The following is a 15,229-nucleotide window of genomic DNA, read 5'->3' on the forward strand; positions in this document are numbered from 1 at the left end:
CACACCTTAGCGAACAAAAGGGACGTCAGTACCGTACCGGGGACAGGAAGGTCAGAGTCCCGCCCACCCGGCCGCCGGCCAGCAGTGGAGTCGAGATCGCGTCGACGGTCAGCGGGGCCTCGCCGTCGCCGGGAACCACCCGGATCAGGCCGCGTGCCAGCCGCTCACTGCGCAGGGCCAGCAGCGGCGGGATGTTCTCCGCCTCCGGGTCCTCGAGGCGGCCACCGCCCGCGGTGAAGTCGATGAGGCGTAGCGCGGTGTTGAGGCGCCGGCCGACCGCGTCGGCGGGTTTGCCCAGCCCGAGCAGCTCACTGCCGGACGGTGACACCGCGACTATCGAGCCCTCGACGTCGATCACCAGGCAGGGCTCGTCGGCCGTCGCGACCGTCATCGTCCAGCGCTCGACGCTGGTGATGAACTCGGCCTCCGACGGTGTCCGGGCCTGGGGGACGAACGCTCCCGAGAGGGAGAGCTCAACATGCGCCACCGGCTCCTCCTCGCTCCTCTTCACATCGCAGGGCCGGCGCAGAACGCCGGCCCTGCGATGGCGTCGCAAGGAACGTTACCGGCGGCTCAGCCGCTTGTCAGCGGCCGTCTGTCCGTTGCTGTACGAAGAGTAGTTCGACCACGTGCCCGGGTGGTGGGCGACGGCGGACAGCTTGTTCGCCGTCGACGGGGAGATCTTCGCGCCGCCGGCGATGAGCAGGCGGTCGAGCTCCTTGTCGGTGGAGACGAGACAGTCCTTCGGCAGACCGTGCACGCTGATCACGCCGTTACCGACGAAGGTGAGCACGGCGGTCACCGGCACGTTGAGCCCGACCACGGAGGTGAGCGCCTTGGCGGCGCGGCGGGCGTCCTTGCGGGCCTCCACCACGTACTCCGGGCGTTTTCCGTTGATCTGGACCACGTCACCGGCGATCAGGACGCGGGAGCGACCGTGGTCGACCACCGTCACGGCGTAGACGCCGCCGGGGCCGATCGCGAGGAATCCGGCCCGTTCGTCGGCCGGGTTGGGCTCGTAGTAGGCCTGCGAGACATCGGTCCGCGGCCAGTCCACGATGTGCCAGTTCGGTCCGAGGCGGTCGAGCCTGGTGAGTGCGCGTGCTCCGGCTGCCTCGAGGCGGCGGACACCACGCTCGGCGCGACGACGGCGCGCCCACTCGGTGGGTGTGATGATGCGCGGCGGCTCGTCCACGAGAGAGGACGGATGCCTTCGGTCCACGGCTGTGGACGTTTGTGACGGCATGGGCAGCGCGGGGCGGGCGGGGAAGACAGTCACTGCGACCTCCGGCAAAAGGTCAGTTGGGCTCTCTTTTCCAACTACCGTACGTGCTCGCGTCCCTACGGAACAGGGCGGCGGGTGGGAAAGAAAGGGGAGTGAGTATGGATGAATGCCGCATTCACGACAACATCTTCTTTCGGATGGTGCATGTGCACCTTCCCAAGCTATCGCCCGCCCCCTGCCGATGCATGGCCGTCCCAAGATCTAGTCACAACGTCACGACCCGATAGCGCTCGGTACCGGCTAACGTCAGCCGTGTGTACGTCGACAGTGAAGTCAGCCGCCTCCGTACCGTACTGCTGCACCGTCCGTCAGCGGAACTCGCACGGCTGACACCCAGGAACAACGACTCACTCCTCTTCGATGGGATCCCCTGGGTCAGCCGGGCCCAGGAGGAGCACGACGCGTTCGCCGAGGCGCTTCGCAGTCGTGGTGTGGAGGTTCTCTACCTGGGTGAACTGCTGGCCGAGACGCTCACCCTGCCGGAGGCGAGGGCCGAACTGACCGCCGGTGTGTTGTCCGCCCGCCGCCTGGGTGACTCGCTGCGGGCCACCGTGGCCGGCTACCTGGCCGATCAGGACCCGGACCGGTTGGGCGAGATCCTGGTCGCCGGCCTGGCCCATGAGGAGATCAAGTCGGGTGGTGGCGGGCTCGTCTACGAGATGATGGACAGGCACGACTTCGTCATCGACCCGCTGCCCAACCTGCTGTTCACCAGGGACTCGTCGGTCTGGGTGCGCGATCGGGTGGCGGTCACCAGCCTCGCCATGCGGGCCCGCCGGCGGGAGACCACGCTCACCCACGCCATCTACCGGCACCATCCCCGGTTCGCCGGCACCGAGTTGCTCTTCGACCCGTCGCTGGAACACGTCGAGGGTGGGGACGTGCTGGTCCTGGCGCCGGAGGTGCTGGCCATCGGGGTCGGCGAGCGGACCACCCCGGCCGGCGCCGAGCGGCTCGCCCAGCGGGTCATCGCGGCCGGCCTGGCGCACACCGTGCTGGCCGTGCCGATCGCCCAGGAACGCGCCACCATGCACCTGGACACCGTCTGCACCATGGTGGACGTCGACGCCGTGGTGATGTACCCGAACCTGGCCCACAGTCTCCAGGCGTGGACGGTCACCGCGGTGGGCGACGAGCTGCGGGTCGGCGCGCCCCGGCCGTTCCTGGAGGCGGCGGCCGAGGCGATGGGCATCGACCGGCTGCGGGTCATCGACACCGGTCTCGACCCGGTCACCGCCGAACGCGAACAGTGGGACGACGGCAACAACACGCTCGCCATCGCGCCCCGGCTCTGCGTCGCCTACGAACGCAACGTCGAAACCAACGCCCAACTGGAGCGGGCCGGCATCGAGGTGGTCCGGATCAGCGGCTCCGAGCTGGGCTCGGGCCGCGGCGGCCCACGCTGCATGAGCTGCCCCATCCAGCGCGATCCACTGCGTTGAAGATCAAGAGCAGTTTGCGGGGGTACGGCCGGAGCACCGGCCGTATCCAGCGAAAACTCAGCGCAGCGTGAGCTGGCGGCCGATCAGGCCCTGCTTCGCGCGGCGGGCGGCGGCGTCCAGTGGCTCGTCCACGGCCAGGATGTCGGTGTAGCGCTTGGCGAAGTCGGCCAGCGCCGCCTCGAACTCGGCGCCCTCCGGCTCACCCGGCACGTCCCACACCGGCACCAGCAGACCGTGTGCCCGGAACATGCCGGCGAACTTGGTGTCCGCACCGAGCAGCAGGTCACCCGAGGCGGACAGCCGGGACAGCGCGTCGAGTGCCTTGTCCTCCGGCTCGCTGAGCACCCAGCGGACGTGGCTCTTGTCCGGGGCGACCCGGCACCAGTACGCCGCCTTGGCCGCGGCCAGCCGCACGGTCGGGTAGATCGACGCGTTGGCCCGCTCCAGCGACGCCTTCACGGTGGCGTCCTGCATCTGCTCCGGGTCCAGCCAGTACTCGAAACCCTCGTGCATGGTGATCTCGAGCGGGTTGTCGACCAGGATGTCCTGCAGGCGCAGACCCTCGCCGGGCAGCGCGGGCACCGACACGGTGTTGCCGGGCTCGGTCTGGAGCGCGTTCAGGATCGCGACGGCCAGGTCACGGGACACGTCACCGGACTGGACGTGCCGCTGGAGGCCGATGAAGACCTGCCCGTCGCGGCGGGACATGGCCGGCCACGCCATCGGCAGCACCGTCGACAGGGTCACCGGACGGTCCCCGTACTCCTCGACGATCTCCGGTTTGAGGGTCAGCGGCGCGGACGCGGCCGGGACCAGCTCGCGCAGGGCGATCCATTCCGTCTCGTCGGCCAGGCCCTCGAACGGGCGGGCGACGAAGATGTCGCGCACCTTCGTCTTCGGTGCGGTTTCGCGGGACTTGCGACGCTTGCTCACGGGGAACCAGGGTAAGCGGTCGTTCCCGCGATCCGGTGACATGGGCCACCTAAAGTCGCTCAGCCGTGGTTCACGCGCGGGGCAGGCGCACCTCGGCGACCGTGCCGCCGCCCTCCCGCGGGCGCAGCGACACCCAGCCGTTCTGCCGCTCCACCAGACGTCTGACCAGGTAGAGGCCGAGCCCGGCACCGGCCCGGTGGTGCACCGAGTCGGCCTGCCAGTAGCGGTCGAAGGCGTGCTCCACGTGCTCGGGAGCGATGCCGGCACCCCGGTCGGCGACCCGGAACCGGAGCGTGTCGTCGTCGGTGCCGGCACACACCTCGACCGTGGTGTCCGGATCCGAATACTTCTCGGCGTTGGTGGTCAACTCGGTGAGGATGGTGGCGATCGAGTCGCGTGACCCGTACGCCTTCGGCAGGTCGGTGGGCATGTCCGTCAGCAGCAGCCGGCCGCGCAGATCGGCGGGCAGCGTCTCGGCCGCCTCGCGCAGCGCCTCCACCAGGTCGAACGGGCCGGCCGGGGACGCGCCGACCGCGCCGTCCTCCTCGCTTGCCGCGGAGAGCAGCCGGTCCACCAGGCGGGCCAGCTCACCGGCCCGGGCGCCGATCACCCGGACCGCCTCGCGCCGGCCCGGCTCGCCCAGGCTGTCCCAGTGGTTGGTGAGAGTGTCCGCATATCCCTTGATCACGGTGACCGGGGTGCGCAGCTCGTGACTGGTGACCGCGACCCAGAGATCGCGGTCGGTGTCCGGTTTCGGGTCGTCGTGGGCCGGCAGACCCGCGTTCAGCCCGTAGAGCCGGCCGACCAGACCGGCCAGCAGCTCCAGCACGAAGCCGAACTCCGGCAGGGGCTCGCTCTCCAGGCAGACGTGCAGCGAGCCGACCCGACGGCCGCGGTGCTCACATCTGATGCCGGCCACATGGGCGGCGCCGAGGCCTTCCACAAGACCGGCGACCGGATCGGGATCGGGCTGGCGGTCGACCCGGCGGCCCAGCGCCGGCGCCCACACCCCGGTGGCCACGATGATCCGGCCGTGGTCGGCCGCGGTCTCGACGAAGGCGGCGCCGGTCGCGCCCAGTGACTCCTCGGCCAGAGCGACCAACTGCTGTAGCACGGACAGCCCGGCGTCGCCCGAGTTGAGGCGGCCGAGGATCGCGACCTGACCGCGGGTCAGGGCCGCGTAGTCGGGGCGGTCCGGCATGTCTGCGAGTTTGCCTCGCTCGCGGGGTTTTGGGCAGATGAACCTGAGCGAATCCTTGGGACGACCAGCCCTTAGTGGTGCACGTCACATTTGGTCGAGGAGATCCAGCACGAACCGGGGACGGTCGGTGATCACACCGTCCACGCGGTGCTCCAGCACCAGACTCAGATCCGCCTCTTCGTTGACCGTCCAGACGTACACCTGATGCCCGGCTGCCTTGATCGACGGCAACAGTGACGGGCGCGCTCTGATCAACTCGACGCCGGGCCCGGCGGTCCGGGCGCCGAACGGCAGCCGGCCCCGGCCGGCGCCGGGCGGCACGAACTCCATCAGATAGACCGTGGGCAGACCCGGGGCCTGCGCCCGGACGCGGCGCAGCGCGAGCGCCGCGAAGGACATCACGGTGACCTGTACGCCGTCGTCCGGTTTCGGGTCGGCCAGGCCGTAGTGCCGCAGCATCCGGATCAGCCGGCGCTCCACCTCGGCGCCGTAACGGGACGGATGTTTCGTCTCGATCAGCAGCCGCACCTGACGGCCGGAGTCGAGCACCGCCTCCAGCAGCCGTTCCAGCGTGAGCAGCCGGGCGAGGTCGGGCAGCTCGGCGTCGGCCGGGTAGCCGGGATGCCAGGAACCGAAGTTCAGCGCGTCCAGCTCGGCCAGGGTCTTCGAGCTGACCCGGCCCCGGCCGTCGCTGGTCCGGTCCAGCTTGCTGTCGTGCACGCAGACCAGATGCCCGTCCCTGGTCAGCCGGACGTCACACTCCAGCCCGTCGGCGCCCTCGTCGAGCGCCCGCAGGTAGGCGCCGAGCGTGTGCTCGGGCAGCGCGTCGGCCCCGCCGCGGTGCGCGAAGACCAGTGGGCGGTACCCGGTAGTCACAGCACGCGGGCCGGCTGCCCGTTGTCGGTGACGACGTCCTTGCCGAGGCCGGCCCAGGACTGCATGCCACCGTCGAGGTTGCGCACATTGTCCCAGCCGTTGTTCATCAGATAGGCCACGACCTGGCCGGAACGCCCGCCGGCGCGGCACACCACGACCACCTCGCCGTCGGTGGGCACCTCGGCCATCCGGGCCGGGATCTCCATCATCGGCAGGTGGTGGGCGCCCGGCGCGTGGCCGGCCTCCCACTCGTCGGGCTCGCGCACATCGAGCAGATAGACGCCGGGGTCGACTTGGTCAGCGGTGACGCTGGGAACCTGAGGTCCGAACACCCGCCTAGCTTAGGCGGGGATCACTTCTCGTTCGCCACGACCTCGGGGTGATCCAGCACGAACTGGCCCAGCTCATCCTTCTTCGCCGCCTGGAACATCTGCAGACTGATCTCCTGGAACTGCTCACGCCCGTTGCCGTTGCTGGAGAACGTGCCGCTGTTGGTCCGCAGCAGCACCATGTCGTTGGCCGCGACGTCCTTGAGGCCGAGCGCGAAGTCGGTGAGCTCGATGTCGCCGATGTCCAGGGTGAAGGCCTTGCCCGCCGACTTGATCAGCGAACTGATCTTGAGCGGGTTGGTCATCACACCGCTGTCCGACGCCTTCTTGGCCATCGACTTGAGCAACTGCTGCTGATGACGCTGCCGGTCGTAGTCGCCGTTCTTCAGGCCGTACCGCTGGCGGGCGTAGTCGAGCGCCTCCCAGCCCTCCATCGCCCGGCAGCCCACCTTGTAGACCACCGGCTTCGGGTCCAGGCCCTCCTTCTCGGCGTCGGTCAGGTAGACCGGCTTGCCGTCGACCAGACCCATGTGCTTCGAGGTGACCTGCTGGTCGACGCACATGTCCACGCCACCGAGCTCGTCGATCACGCCCTTGAACCCGTTGAAGTTGATGATCGCGGCGCCGTCGAAGCTGATCCCGGTCATGTTCTTGAGCGTCTTGGCGAGCAGCTGCGCGCCACCCGCGGCTCCGGCGCCGTTCTGCGCGCCCCAGTAGAACGCCTCGGTCGCCTTGACCGTGCCGCCCTCCCACTTGCTCGGCGCGAACGCCGGGGTCTCGACCTCGGTGTCCCGCGGGACCGAGATGAGGAACGCCTGATCGTGGGTGGCCGGGATGTGCAGGATGATGATCGTGTCCGAGTGCAGGGTGTCGTCGGACCAGCTGGCCCGCTTGTCGACACCCATCAGCAGCAGGTCGATCGGGCCGTCGATGGTGGCGCCGCCACCCTCCTCGACGGTCTTCTTCGCGTCGCCGGTGAGGTTCTGGACCTCGATCGTCTCGGTGGTCTGGCTGATCAGCATCTTGCCGCCGATCAGCCCGCCCCCACTCGCGATCAGAAGCACCGCCCCGGCCGCGGTGGTGAGCCGCGCCCAGAGCGGTGACCTGCGCTTACGAGGCTTCTCCGGAGGAGCCGGCGGCACGACTGGTGGCGACGGCCGGTTCGCCGTGACGGTCATGCAGCACTCCAAGGGGGGAGATCGGGGGCTGCATCACCTTACGGACAGCTCGCACAACATCTGAAGGTCTTTCCGGTTTCAAGATGAAGTCATAGCTCTCTGACAGCCGGCGCTTACTTCTTGACCGGGTTGGCCGCCAGCCACTCGGCCATCTTGTCGTCGGCCACCGCCTTGTAGAGGGCCAGCGCCTTCTCCCGGTCGGCGACCACGACCGACTGGCCGTCGATGGTCTCGCTGCCCTTGTTGGGGCTGGTGATGAAGGTGAGATTCTCGCCACGCAGGTTGCGGAACTGGACCGCCATGTCGGTGAGCGAGAACGTCTCGTCCACCGTGACCGCCTTGGTCACCGAGCCCAGGAAGTCGTTGAGCTTCGTCGGGCTGGTCAGCGTGCCGCTGCTCGCCGCCTTGTCCATGATCGCCTTGAGGAAGTCCTGCTGGTGCTGCATGCGGGCGAAGTCACCCCGGGCGAACTGCTTGCGCTGGCGCACCCAGTCCAGGGCCTGGGCCCCGTTCATGTGCATCATGCCCTTCTTGAACTCACGGAAGGGCTTGTGGATCGAGGTGATGTCCTGCTCGACCTTCAGGTCGACACCGCCGAGCGCGTCGGTGACCTCCTTGAAGCCACTGAAGTCGATGGTCATCACGTGGTCGATGCGCACGTCGGTCATGCACTCCACGGTCCGGACCGCGCGCGGGATGCCACCGAAGGCGAACGCAGCGTTGATCTTCGCCCGGCTGCTGGTGCTGCACGGCGCGTTGTCCTCGGTCGGGATGCTCACCCACAGGTCCCGCGGGATCGAGATGAGCTGCGCGGACTTGTGGTCGTCCGGCACGTGCATGAGGATCAGCGTGTCGGCGCGCCACTGGTTCGCCTTGTCCTGCACGGCGTCCGGGTCACGCGAGTCGGTGCCGATCAGCAGGATGTTGAAGGCGCCCTCGACGGTCTTGCCGGGGCGGTCCGCGGTGATCCCGGAGAAGGCGTTGGTCCGCTTCAGGTTGTCGTCGAGGCCGGAGAAGTAGCCGTACGCAACGATGCCGCCGATGATCGCGAGGACCAGGACGACTGCGCCCACGACGATGGCGATGCGCCCCCATCGGGGTCGCGGCCGGCGACCGCCGTTGTAGGCGCGACCGGTGGAGCCGGGCGGGCGCGGTCCGCGGGGGCCGGCCGGCTGGTAGTCGTCACCACCGTGCGAAGACGAACCGTAGGGGCGCGGGCCCTGGTCGGGACGCCCCGGCCCGGGCACGGACGCGCGTCCGGAGGAATTGCCGCTGGGAGAGGTGGTGGCAGACATGTCACCCAGGTTACGTAGTGCCAGGCGTTGATCCGGGTCGTCGCCACCGCTTCGGCACGAAGGTGGGAGGAGTGACGGCACGGACACGGACCGGCGCTGGCGACTGCGCCGGTCCGTGGCACTGCTGAAGAGGGTCAGTGAGCTCCGTGACCGGTCAGGGACCGGACCTCCAGCTCCGCGTACTTCTCCGGGTCGGTCTCCTTGGAGAGGACCGTGCCGAGCCAGCCGAAGAAGAAGCCGAGCGGGATCGAGATGATGCCCGGGTTGGACAGCGGGAAGAAGTGCCAGTCCTCGTTCGGGAACATCGCGGTGGCCGAGCCGGACACCACAGGCGAGAAGAACACCAGGAGCACCGCAGAGGTCAGGCCGCCGTAGATCGACCAGAGCGCGCCCGCGGTGTTGAACCGCCGCCAGAACAGGGAGTAGAGGATCGCCGGCAGGTTCGCCGACGCCGCCACCGCGAACGCGAGCGCCACCAGGAAGGCGACGTTCAGGCTCTGCGCGAAGATGGACAGTGCGATGGCCAGCGCGCCGATGATCAGGGCGGCGATCCGGGCGACCCGGACCTCCTCCCGCTCGGACGCGTTGCCGCGCTTGATCACGCTGGCGTAGAAGTCGTGCGCGAGGCTCGACGACGAGGCCAGGGTGAGACCGGCGACCACGGCCAGGATGGTGGCGAAGGCGACCGCCGCGATGACCGCCAGCATGATCGCGCCACCGGTCTCGCCACCGAGGTAGTCGATGCCGAGCTGCTGGGCGAGCTGCGGGGCCGCGGTGTTGCCGGCCTTGTCCTGCGCGGTGATGTTCGCGCCGCCCACCAGAGCCGCCGCGCCGAAGCCCAGAGCCAGGGTGAACAGGTAGAACGTGCCGATGATGCCGATCGCCCAGAGCACGCTCTTGCGCGCGATCCGGCTGGTCGGAACGGTGTAGAAGCGGGTCAGGATGTGCGGCAGGCCGGCGGTGCCGAGGACCAGCGCGAGACCCAGCGAGAGCAGGTCCATCTTGCTGTAGAACGTCTTGGCCGCGTCGCCCGCGGTCTCGACGCCGTAGCGCAGGCCCGGTTCCAGGAAGGCGGAACCCTTGCCGGATTGTTCGGCGGCGTCACCGAGCAGCGCCGACAGGTTGAACTTGTAGTGCGCCAGCACCATCAGCACCATGATCAGCGCGCCGCCCATGAGCATGAACGCCTTGACGATCTGGACGTAGGTGGTGCCCTTCATGCCGCCGACCGTCACGTAGATGATCATCAGGGCGCCGACCAGGACGATCGTGGCGACCTTGGCGGTGTTCGCGTCCATGCCCAGGAACGTGGCGCCCGGCTTGATGCCGAGCAGCAGCGAGACCAGGGCGCCGGCGCCGACCATCTGGGCGATCAGGTAGAAGATCGACACCACGATGGTGGAGACGCTGGCGGCGGTACGGACCGGGCGCTGCCGCATCCGGAACGCCAGCACGTCGGCCATGGTGAACCGGCCCGAGTTACGCAGGAACTCGGCGACCAGCAGCAGCGCCACCAGCCAGGCGACCAGGAAGCCGATCGAGTAGAGGAAGCCGTCGTAGCCGTACAGGGCGATGATGCCGGCGATGCCGAGGAACGACGCCGCGGACATGTAGTCGCCGCCGATCGCCATGCCGTTCTGGAAACCGGAGAACTGCCGGCCGCCGGCGTAGAAGTCGGTGGCCGTCTTGGTCTGGCGGCTGGCCCAGATGGTGATGCCCAGGGTGATCGCCACGAAGATCAGGAACAGCGTGATGGTCAGCGAGCGGGAGCCGGCGGCCGCCTCGGCCGCGAGGATCTGCGGGGCCATCAGGCCTTGCCCCCGTCGGTTGCGGCGGCTGCGGGCTCGGCCGACGGGCCGTTGTCGATCTCTTTGTAGATGTCGTCGGCGAGCGGGTCCAGCTTCTGCGCGGCGTACCGCGAGTAGTGCCAGGCGATCCCGAACGTCGAGACGAACTGGAGGACGCCGAAGATCAGCGCCACGTTGATGTTGCCGATCACCTTGATGGCCATGAAGTCCCGCGCGTACGCGGAGAGCAGCACATACAGCGAGTACCAGACGATGAAGGCGACCGTCGTCGGGAAGATGTAGCTGCGCAGTCGATGACGTAGTTGAGCGAACTCCTCGGAGCGCTGCACTTCGAGGTATCTCTCGGCGGATGCCGGCACGGGATTCACCACCTTCGTGGGGGATGACTTTCCGGCACCGTACGAAGGAGTGAGCCGTGTCACCGTCCGCCGGTCGGGGTCTGCGCTGAGTGGTGGTCTGAATGCGCTGAGCGGCAGTCAGGCCAGCTGGGTGTACCTACCCCGGTAGTGGACCAGAGGACTGCCCGCGGAGCCGGTCCGGACCGTCTCGATCACTCCGTCGAGTAGCACGGCCCACCCGCACGGGCGGCTGCTGTCCAGGGCACATCCCGCCCAGGTGGTGGCGTGCGCGGGCACCGGGCCGTACGCGGTCTGCTCCCACTCGCCTGATGCGAACAGCCCGCCGGGCGCCGGGAAGAGACCGGCGAACCGGTCGGCGAGCTGCCTGTCGTCCGGGCCGAGTGGGGTGACCGCGAACCGCCCGGCCGCCGAGACCGCCTCCCAGAAGTCGCTCTCCTCGTCGATCAGACCGAGCACCCGGCCCGGGTCGCCGTCGGCGATCATCGCGGAGGACACCGTGAGACCGGCCGGACCGGGTGTGGTCCACAGCGTCACGGTTGCCGCGAACCGGCCGCGCAGACGCCGTACCTGCGACTTCTCGGTGTCCGGCACGGCGAACGGATCGGTGGAGTGGATGCGCCCACCCGGCTCGTCGGTCGTCATCCGCTCATTCTGCCGATTTACAGATTGCGCATGCCGCTACCCGATGTGATTGATCAACAACTATTTTCGAGGGATGAGTCAGGTGATGCTGCGCCCCGGGGACGTCGTTCACGTCGGGCCGGAGGCGAGCGTCCAGTTCTCCGGCGATCGCGCGCTGACTCTCCGGATCATCCGGGTCGATCCGCGAGCCACCTATGACGGCTGGATCTGGCTGGAGGGTTACGTCCTCGATCAGGCCGGCACCGCGCTTCAGCGTCGGCGCATCTTCGTCCGCGAGGAAGGCCTCCGGCACGCAGTGTGACGGAAACCTTACTGAACGTCCTCTGTGGCCGGTGACCAGGCCTTCCGCTTGTGTAATGTCATAGGCGGCGAGGATGGGAGGCGGACCATCAGCGACGCGTTGCCCCAGGCCGGGGAGGTGCTCCATGTGGGCGCCGCGGCCAGTGTCCAATTTGCCGGTTCGAGGGCGCTGACCTTCCGGGTGATCCGGGTCGACCCGCGGATCACGTACGACGGCTGGTTGTGGATCGACGGCTACGTCTTGGGCCCGACCGGCGAAGCGACCGAGCGGCGCGTGATCTTCGTCAGACGCGACGGACTGCGGAGAATCCGCTAGCGCGGGGTCACCGCGGCCAGCAACTCGGGCATCCGGCGATCCAGCATCGCGCCGGCCAGATGCGCGCCGAGCAGGTAGGCGCCGCCGCCGTAGAGCACGCCCACCGGCAGCCCCAGCCACGGCCAGTAGAACGTGAGCACCAGCACCGGGATCCCGGCGATCAGCGCGCCGAAGAGCGCGGCCAGACCGGGCAGCGTCTTGCTGAACCCGCCACCCGACGACAGCGAGAACGGCCCGGTGGTGTCCGGCAGCGCATAGGCGGCCCGCACCGAGATCGGCATCACCAGCGCCAGGCCCGCGCCATAGGTGGCCAGCAGCGTGCCGAGCTGGGTCGCGATGCCCTCCGGCCGGCCCTCCAGCAGAGCCGTCACCACCGCCACGAGCAGCAGCAACGGCACCGTGAACAGGGCGTGTGCGGCGGCCCGGGAATGCACCTCGAGACGCCCCGGAACACCCGTCGCCAGGTTGGTGGCGTAGGCGCTGCCCTCGTACCCGAACTGGTTGGCCAGCGCGATCGGGGCGATGGCGCCGACCACGAACGCCAGACCGGTGGCACTGCCCCCGCCACCGGCGAAGGAGGTGGAGAGCGGCAGGAACACGCCGGCCATCCCCAGGGTCACGAGCGCGGCACGCCGCCGGGTCTCCCGCCACCAGTACCTGATCTCCCGCGCGATCAGCGCGCCGAAACGGCTCCGCGGCGACCAGCGGAACAACAGCTGATCCACCGGACCGCGATCATCCGACGCGCCACCCCGGCCCCGCCCGCCACCGGCCGTGCCGACCATCGCCCGCTCCAGCGTCCGGCTCCACCACCAGAGCAGACCGCCGATGGCGGCCAGGACGATCAGGACCTTCAGCGGTACGGCCCACGCCCGGCCCGCCACGACATCGACACCCAGCGTGTACGGCGCGCCGAGTGGGGTCCACCCGGCCACCCGGGCGATCGAGTCGACCGCGTCCCAGTCCGCCCGGTTCAGCACGCCGAGCAGGGTCAGCTCCAGCGGGCCGATCGACGCGGCGACCACCGCGAGCAGGATGGTGGCCAGGTCACGGGCCCGCCGGGAGCGCAGTGCGGTCGCGAAGGCGCTGATCACCGCCCGGCTCAGCACCACACAGAACACCAGCCCGAGGACCACCCCGGCCAGCCCCGCGAAAGCCGCCCCGGCACCGCCGAGCCGGGCCGCCGACGTCACCATGCCCGAGGTCGCGGCGAGCGTCGCCAGCGCCGGCAACCCGGCCAGCGCGGCCAGGCCCATCCCGGTGATCAGGGTGCGGCGGCGCAGCGGGAGCAGCGCGAACTGTGCCGGATCGAGCGTGTTGTCGACCCCGAAGAAGAGCAGCGGCAGGAACACCCAGCCGAGGATCAGCACCGCCCCGCCGAACGGGAACATGATCTCGGCCGCGCCCGGCTCGTCCAGCAGCCCCGGCAGGGCGAAGACGGCGTGCCCGAGGATCGCGAAGAAACACGCCGCGACCAGACCGAGCACGAACATCGCGATCCGGGCCGGCCGGCCGCGCAGGCCGTTGCCGGTGATCCGCAGCTTGAGGCGGACGAACGCCCAGACCGGGACCCGCCCAGAAGTGGGGGTCAGAGCCACGCGAGCTCCGAGCCGGTGGCCACCCGGCCGCCGACCACCTGCACGAACACATCCTGCAACGAGCGGTCGCCGCGCACCTCGGCCAGTGTCCCGCACATCCGGAGCACGCCGTCCGACATGATCGCCACGTGCGAGCAGAGCCGTTCCACGACCTCCAGCACGTGACTGGAGAAGACGACCGTGCCGCCGCCCGACACGTACCGATGAAGGATGTCCCGGATCAGCGCCGCCGACACCGGATCGACCGCCTCGAACGGCTCGTCCAGCACCAGCAGCCGGGGCGCGTGCAGCAGGGCACAGGCCAGGCCGATCTTCTTCTTCATGCCGGCTGAATAGTCGACCACCAGGGTGCGGTTGCCGCTGCCCAGCTCCAGCACGTCGAGCAGGTCACGGGAACGCTGGTCGACCACGTCGGCGGGCATGCCGCGCAGCAGGCCGTGATAGGCGAGCAGCTCCGGGCCGCTCAGCCGGTCGAACATCCGCACGCCGTCCGGCAGGACCCCGACCAGGGCCTTCGCTTCGGCTGGGGCGCGCCAGACGTCGTACCCCAGAAGGATTGCCTGGCCCTGATCGGGCCGTAAGAGGCCGACGGCCATGGAGAGTGTGGTGGTCTTGCCGGCCCCGTTGGGGCCGAGGAGGCCGAAGAACGAACCGGCCGGCACCTCCAGGCTCACCCCGGAGACCGCCAGCCGTGTGTCGAAGTTTTTGACGAGCCCGCGCAGCGACATCGCCGCTGTGCCGCCTTCAGGCGGGCGTTGTGCCGGAACGCTCATGAAAAGAACGTATCGGGCGGCGGGCGGTCCGGGAACACCCGGACCGCCCGAACCGATCAACCGACCCGCTCGATGACCGCCCGCCGGATCAGGAACTTGCCGGGCTCGCGGACCTCCTCGAAGGCGGCGTTGTTGAGCAGGATGCAGCTGCCCGAGACACTCGCCACCTTGACCGTGATGCTCTTGTTGTTGTCCAGGTTCCGGACCCGCAGCGTGGTGCCGATCGGGAAGGTGCCGCTGGACGCGGCCGGGGCGCCGCCCTCGCCGGAGAGGGTGACCGTCGAACCCGGGCAGACGACCTGGCCGGCCGCGCCGCCGCCGTTGTTGCCCGCATTGTTGCCAGCGTTGTTGGCGGGCGGGGTGGTGGCCTGCTGGGCCGGGGGCTTGGTGGCCTGCTGTGCGGGCGGGGTCGTCGCCTGCTGGGCCGGCGGGGCCGCTACGGCGCCGCTGCAACCGGCCTGCTTCTTCTGCACGTTGATCAGGTCGATCACGGCCTGCCGGTTGGCGACGATGGCTTCGGTCTGCGAGTTCGGGTTGGCCCGCTGGGTGGCGATGAACTGCTGGTTCTGCCGGATCGCCTGGTCCATCCCGTCACAGACGGAGGAGGCGTTGCTCAGCCCGGTGCCGACGGCGATACCGCCACCGACCACAGCGGCCACGACGAGCCCGATCACGATCTTGCGGTTGCTCCCGGTCTGGCCCGGGCGGCGGTATGTGCGTCTCATGCCCACGATTACGAGCACGTTGCGCCCGACGGCTGAGGGTCGAACATTAAAGATCCTTAAATCAACGAACCCGCTGGTACGAGGCCCAACCCCACACCCGCACCCGCGCCGCACCCGCGCCCGCACCCTTACCCGCGCCCGCGCCGCACCCGCGCCCGCACCCGCGCCC

At 69.4% G+C, this 15,229-nt stretch carries 17 protein-coding genes; 3 read left to right on the top strand and 14 right to left on the bottom strand.

Annotated elements, in window-relative coordinates; all coding sequences use genetic code 11:
* Positions 1–25: 25 nt before the first annotated feature.
* Both AB0E94_RS07735 and AB0E94_RS07740 read right to left on the bottom strand, forming a co-directional pair.
* Positions 26–487 carry a hypothetical protein gene (locus tag AB0E94_RS07735; protein WP_360323678.1) on the bottom strand — a complete coding sequence of 154 codons (462 nt, stop codon included), beginning with the start codon at positions 485–487 and terminating at the stop codon, positions 26–28.
* A 75-nt stretch (positions 488–562) separates the two neighbouring features.
* Positions 563–1,279: a hypothetical protein gene (locus AB0E94_RS07740; RefSeq protein ID WP_093621421.1), complete on the bottom strand. Its 717-nt coding sequence runs from the start codon at positions 1,277–1,279 to the stop codon at positions 563–565.
* 260 nt (positions 1,280–1,539) lie between these two features.
* Between AB0E94_RS07740 and AB0E94_RS07745 the strand changes: the two genes are divergently transcribed.
* Complete coding sequence (locus tag AB0E94_RS07745) at positions 1,540–2,727, top strand: arginine deiminase (protein ID WP_360323680.1); 1,188 nt, start codon at positions 1,540–1,542, stop codon at positions 2,725–2,727.
* A 57-nt stretch (positions 2,728–2,784) separates the two neighbouring features.
* Here AB0E94_RS07745 and AB0E94_RS07750 read toward each other — a convergent pair whose 3' ends face one another.
* The 9 genes from AB0E94_RS07750 to AB0E94_RS07790 all read right to left on the bottom strand — a co-directional run bounded on the left by AB0E94_RS07750 (position 2,785) and on the right by AB0E94_RS07790 (position 11,348).
* Positions 2,785–3,660 (bottom strand): DUF5926 family protein, encoded by an 876-nt coding sequence (locus AB0E94_RS07750; RefSeq protein ID WP_360323682.1) that lies wholly within the window; start codon positions 3,658–3,660, stop codon positions 2,785–2,787.
* 70 nt (positions 3,661–3,730) lie between these two features.
* Positions 3,731–4,861: a HAMP domain-containing sensor histidine kinase gene (locus AB0E94_RS07755; protein WP_360323684.1), complete on the bottom strand. Its 1,131-nt coding sequence runs from the start codon at positions 4,859–4,861 to the stop codon at positions 3,731–3,733.
* A gap of 84 nt (positions 4,862–4,945) precedes the next feature.
* Positions 4,946–5,737, bottom strand: coding sequence for a glycerophosphodiester phosphodiesterase family protein (locus AB0E94_RS07760; protein ID WP_360323686.1), 792 nt, complete (start codon positions 5,735–5,737; stop codon positions 4,946–4,948).
* Entirely contained in the window at positions 5,734–6,069 is a 336-nt protein-coding gene (locus AB0E94_RS07765; RefSeq protein WP_360323688.1) for a rhodanese-like domain-containing protein, read from the bottom strand. The genes AB0E94_RS07760 and AB0E94_RS07765 overlap by 4 nt, the downstream gene beginning before the upstream one ends.
* Positions 6,070–6,089: 20 nt before the next feature.
* Entirely contained in the window at positions 6,090–7,244 is a 1,155-nt protein-coding gene (locus tag AB0E94_RS07770; RefSeq protein WP_360323690.1) for an LCP family protein, read from the bottom strand.
* Positions 7,245–7,357: 113 nt separating this feature from the next.
* Positions 7,358–8,539, bottom strand: a complete 1,182-nt coding sequence (locus tag AB0E94_RS07775) for an LCP family protein (RefSeq protein ID WP_360323692.1) — start codon at positions 8,537–8,539, stop codon at positions 7,358–7,360.
* Between the two features lie 134 nt (positions 8,540–8,673).
* On the bottom strand, positions 8,674–10,347 hold the full coding sequence (locus AB0E94_RS07780) for a cation acetate symporter (protein ID WP_360323694.1): 1,674 nt from the start codon (positions 10,345–10,347) through the stop codon (positions 8,674–8,676).
* Positions 10,347–10,715 carry a DUF485 domain-containing protein gene (locus tag AB0E94_RS07785; protein WP_360323696.1) on the bottom strand — a complete coding sequence of 123 codons (369 nt, stop codon included), beginning with the start codon at positions 10,713–10,715 and terminating at the stop codon, positions 10,347–10,349. Before AB0E94_RS07785 ends, AB0E94_RS07780 begins: the two co-directional genes overlap by 1 nt.
* 108 nt (positions 10,716–10,823) lie before the next feature.
* Positions 10,824–11,348 (bottom strand): flavin reductase family protein, encoded by a 525-nt coding sequence (locus tag AB0E94_RS07790; RefSeq protein ID WP_360323698.1) that lies wholly within the window; start codon positions 11,346–11,348, stop codon positions 10,824–10,826.
* Positions 11,349–11,421: 73 nt separating this feature from the next.
* On the opposite strand from AB0E94_RS07790, the gene AB0E94_RS07795 reads away from it, so the two are divergent.
* Both AB0E94_RS07795 and AB0E94_RS07800 read left to right on the top strand, forming a co-directional pair.
* The gene (locus AB0E94_RS07795) at positions 11,422–11,649 is read left to right on the top strand and encodes a hypothetical protein (protein WP_360323700.1); all 228 of its coding nucleotides are present in this window, start codon (positions 11,422–11,424) and stop codon (positions 11,647–11,649) included.
* Positions 11,650–11,775: 126 nt separating this feature from the next.
* Entirely contained in the window at positions 11,776–11,964 is a 189-nt protein-coding gene (locus tag AB0E94_RS07800) for a hypothetical protein (RefSeq protein ID WP_360323702.1), read from the top strand.
* On the opposite strand, the gene AB0E94_RS07805 is transcribed toward AB0E94_RS07800, so the two are convergent.
* The 3 genes from AB0E94_RS07805 to AB0E94_RS07815 are packed head-to-tail and all read right to left on the bottom strand — an operon-like array spanning position 11,961 to position 15,060.
* Positions 11,961–13,562, bottom strand: coding sequence for an ABC transporter permease (locus AB0E94_RS07805; protein ID WP_360323704.1), 1,602 nt, complete (start codon positions 13,560–13,562; stop codon positions 11,961–11,963). The genes AB0E94_RS07800 and AB0E94_RS07805 overlap by 4 nt on opposite strands.
* Positions 13,553–14,335, bottom strand: coding sequence for an ABC transporter ATP-binding protein (locus AB0E94_RS07810; protein WP_360323706.1), 783 nt, complete (start codon positions 14,333–14,335; stop codon positions 13,553–13,555). Before AB0E94_RS07810 ends, AB0E94_RS07805 begins: the two co-directional genes overlap by 10 nt.
* Before the next feature lie 56 nt (positions 14,336–14,391).
* Positions 14,392–15,060, bottom strand: a complete 669-nt coding sequence (locus tag AB0E94_RS07815) for a hypothetical protein (RefSeq protein ID WP_360323708.1) — start codon at positions 15,058–15,060, stop codon at positions 14,392–14,394.
* Positions 15,061–15,229: the final 169 nt, after the last annotated feature.

The sequence above is a fragment of the Actinoplanes sp. NPDC026670 genome (assembly GCF_040638175.1).
Taxonomy (GTDB): domain Bacteria; phylum Actinomycetota; class Actinomycetes; order Mycobacteriales; family Micromonosporaceae; genus Actinoplanes.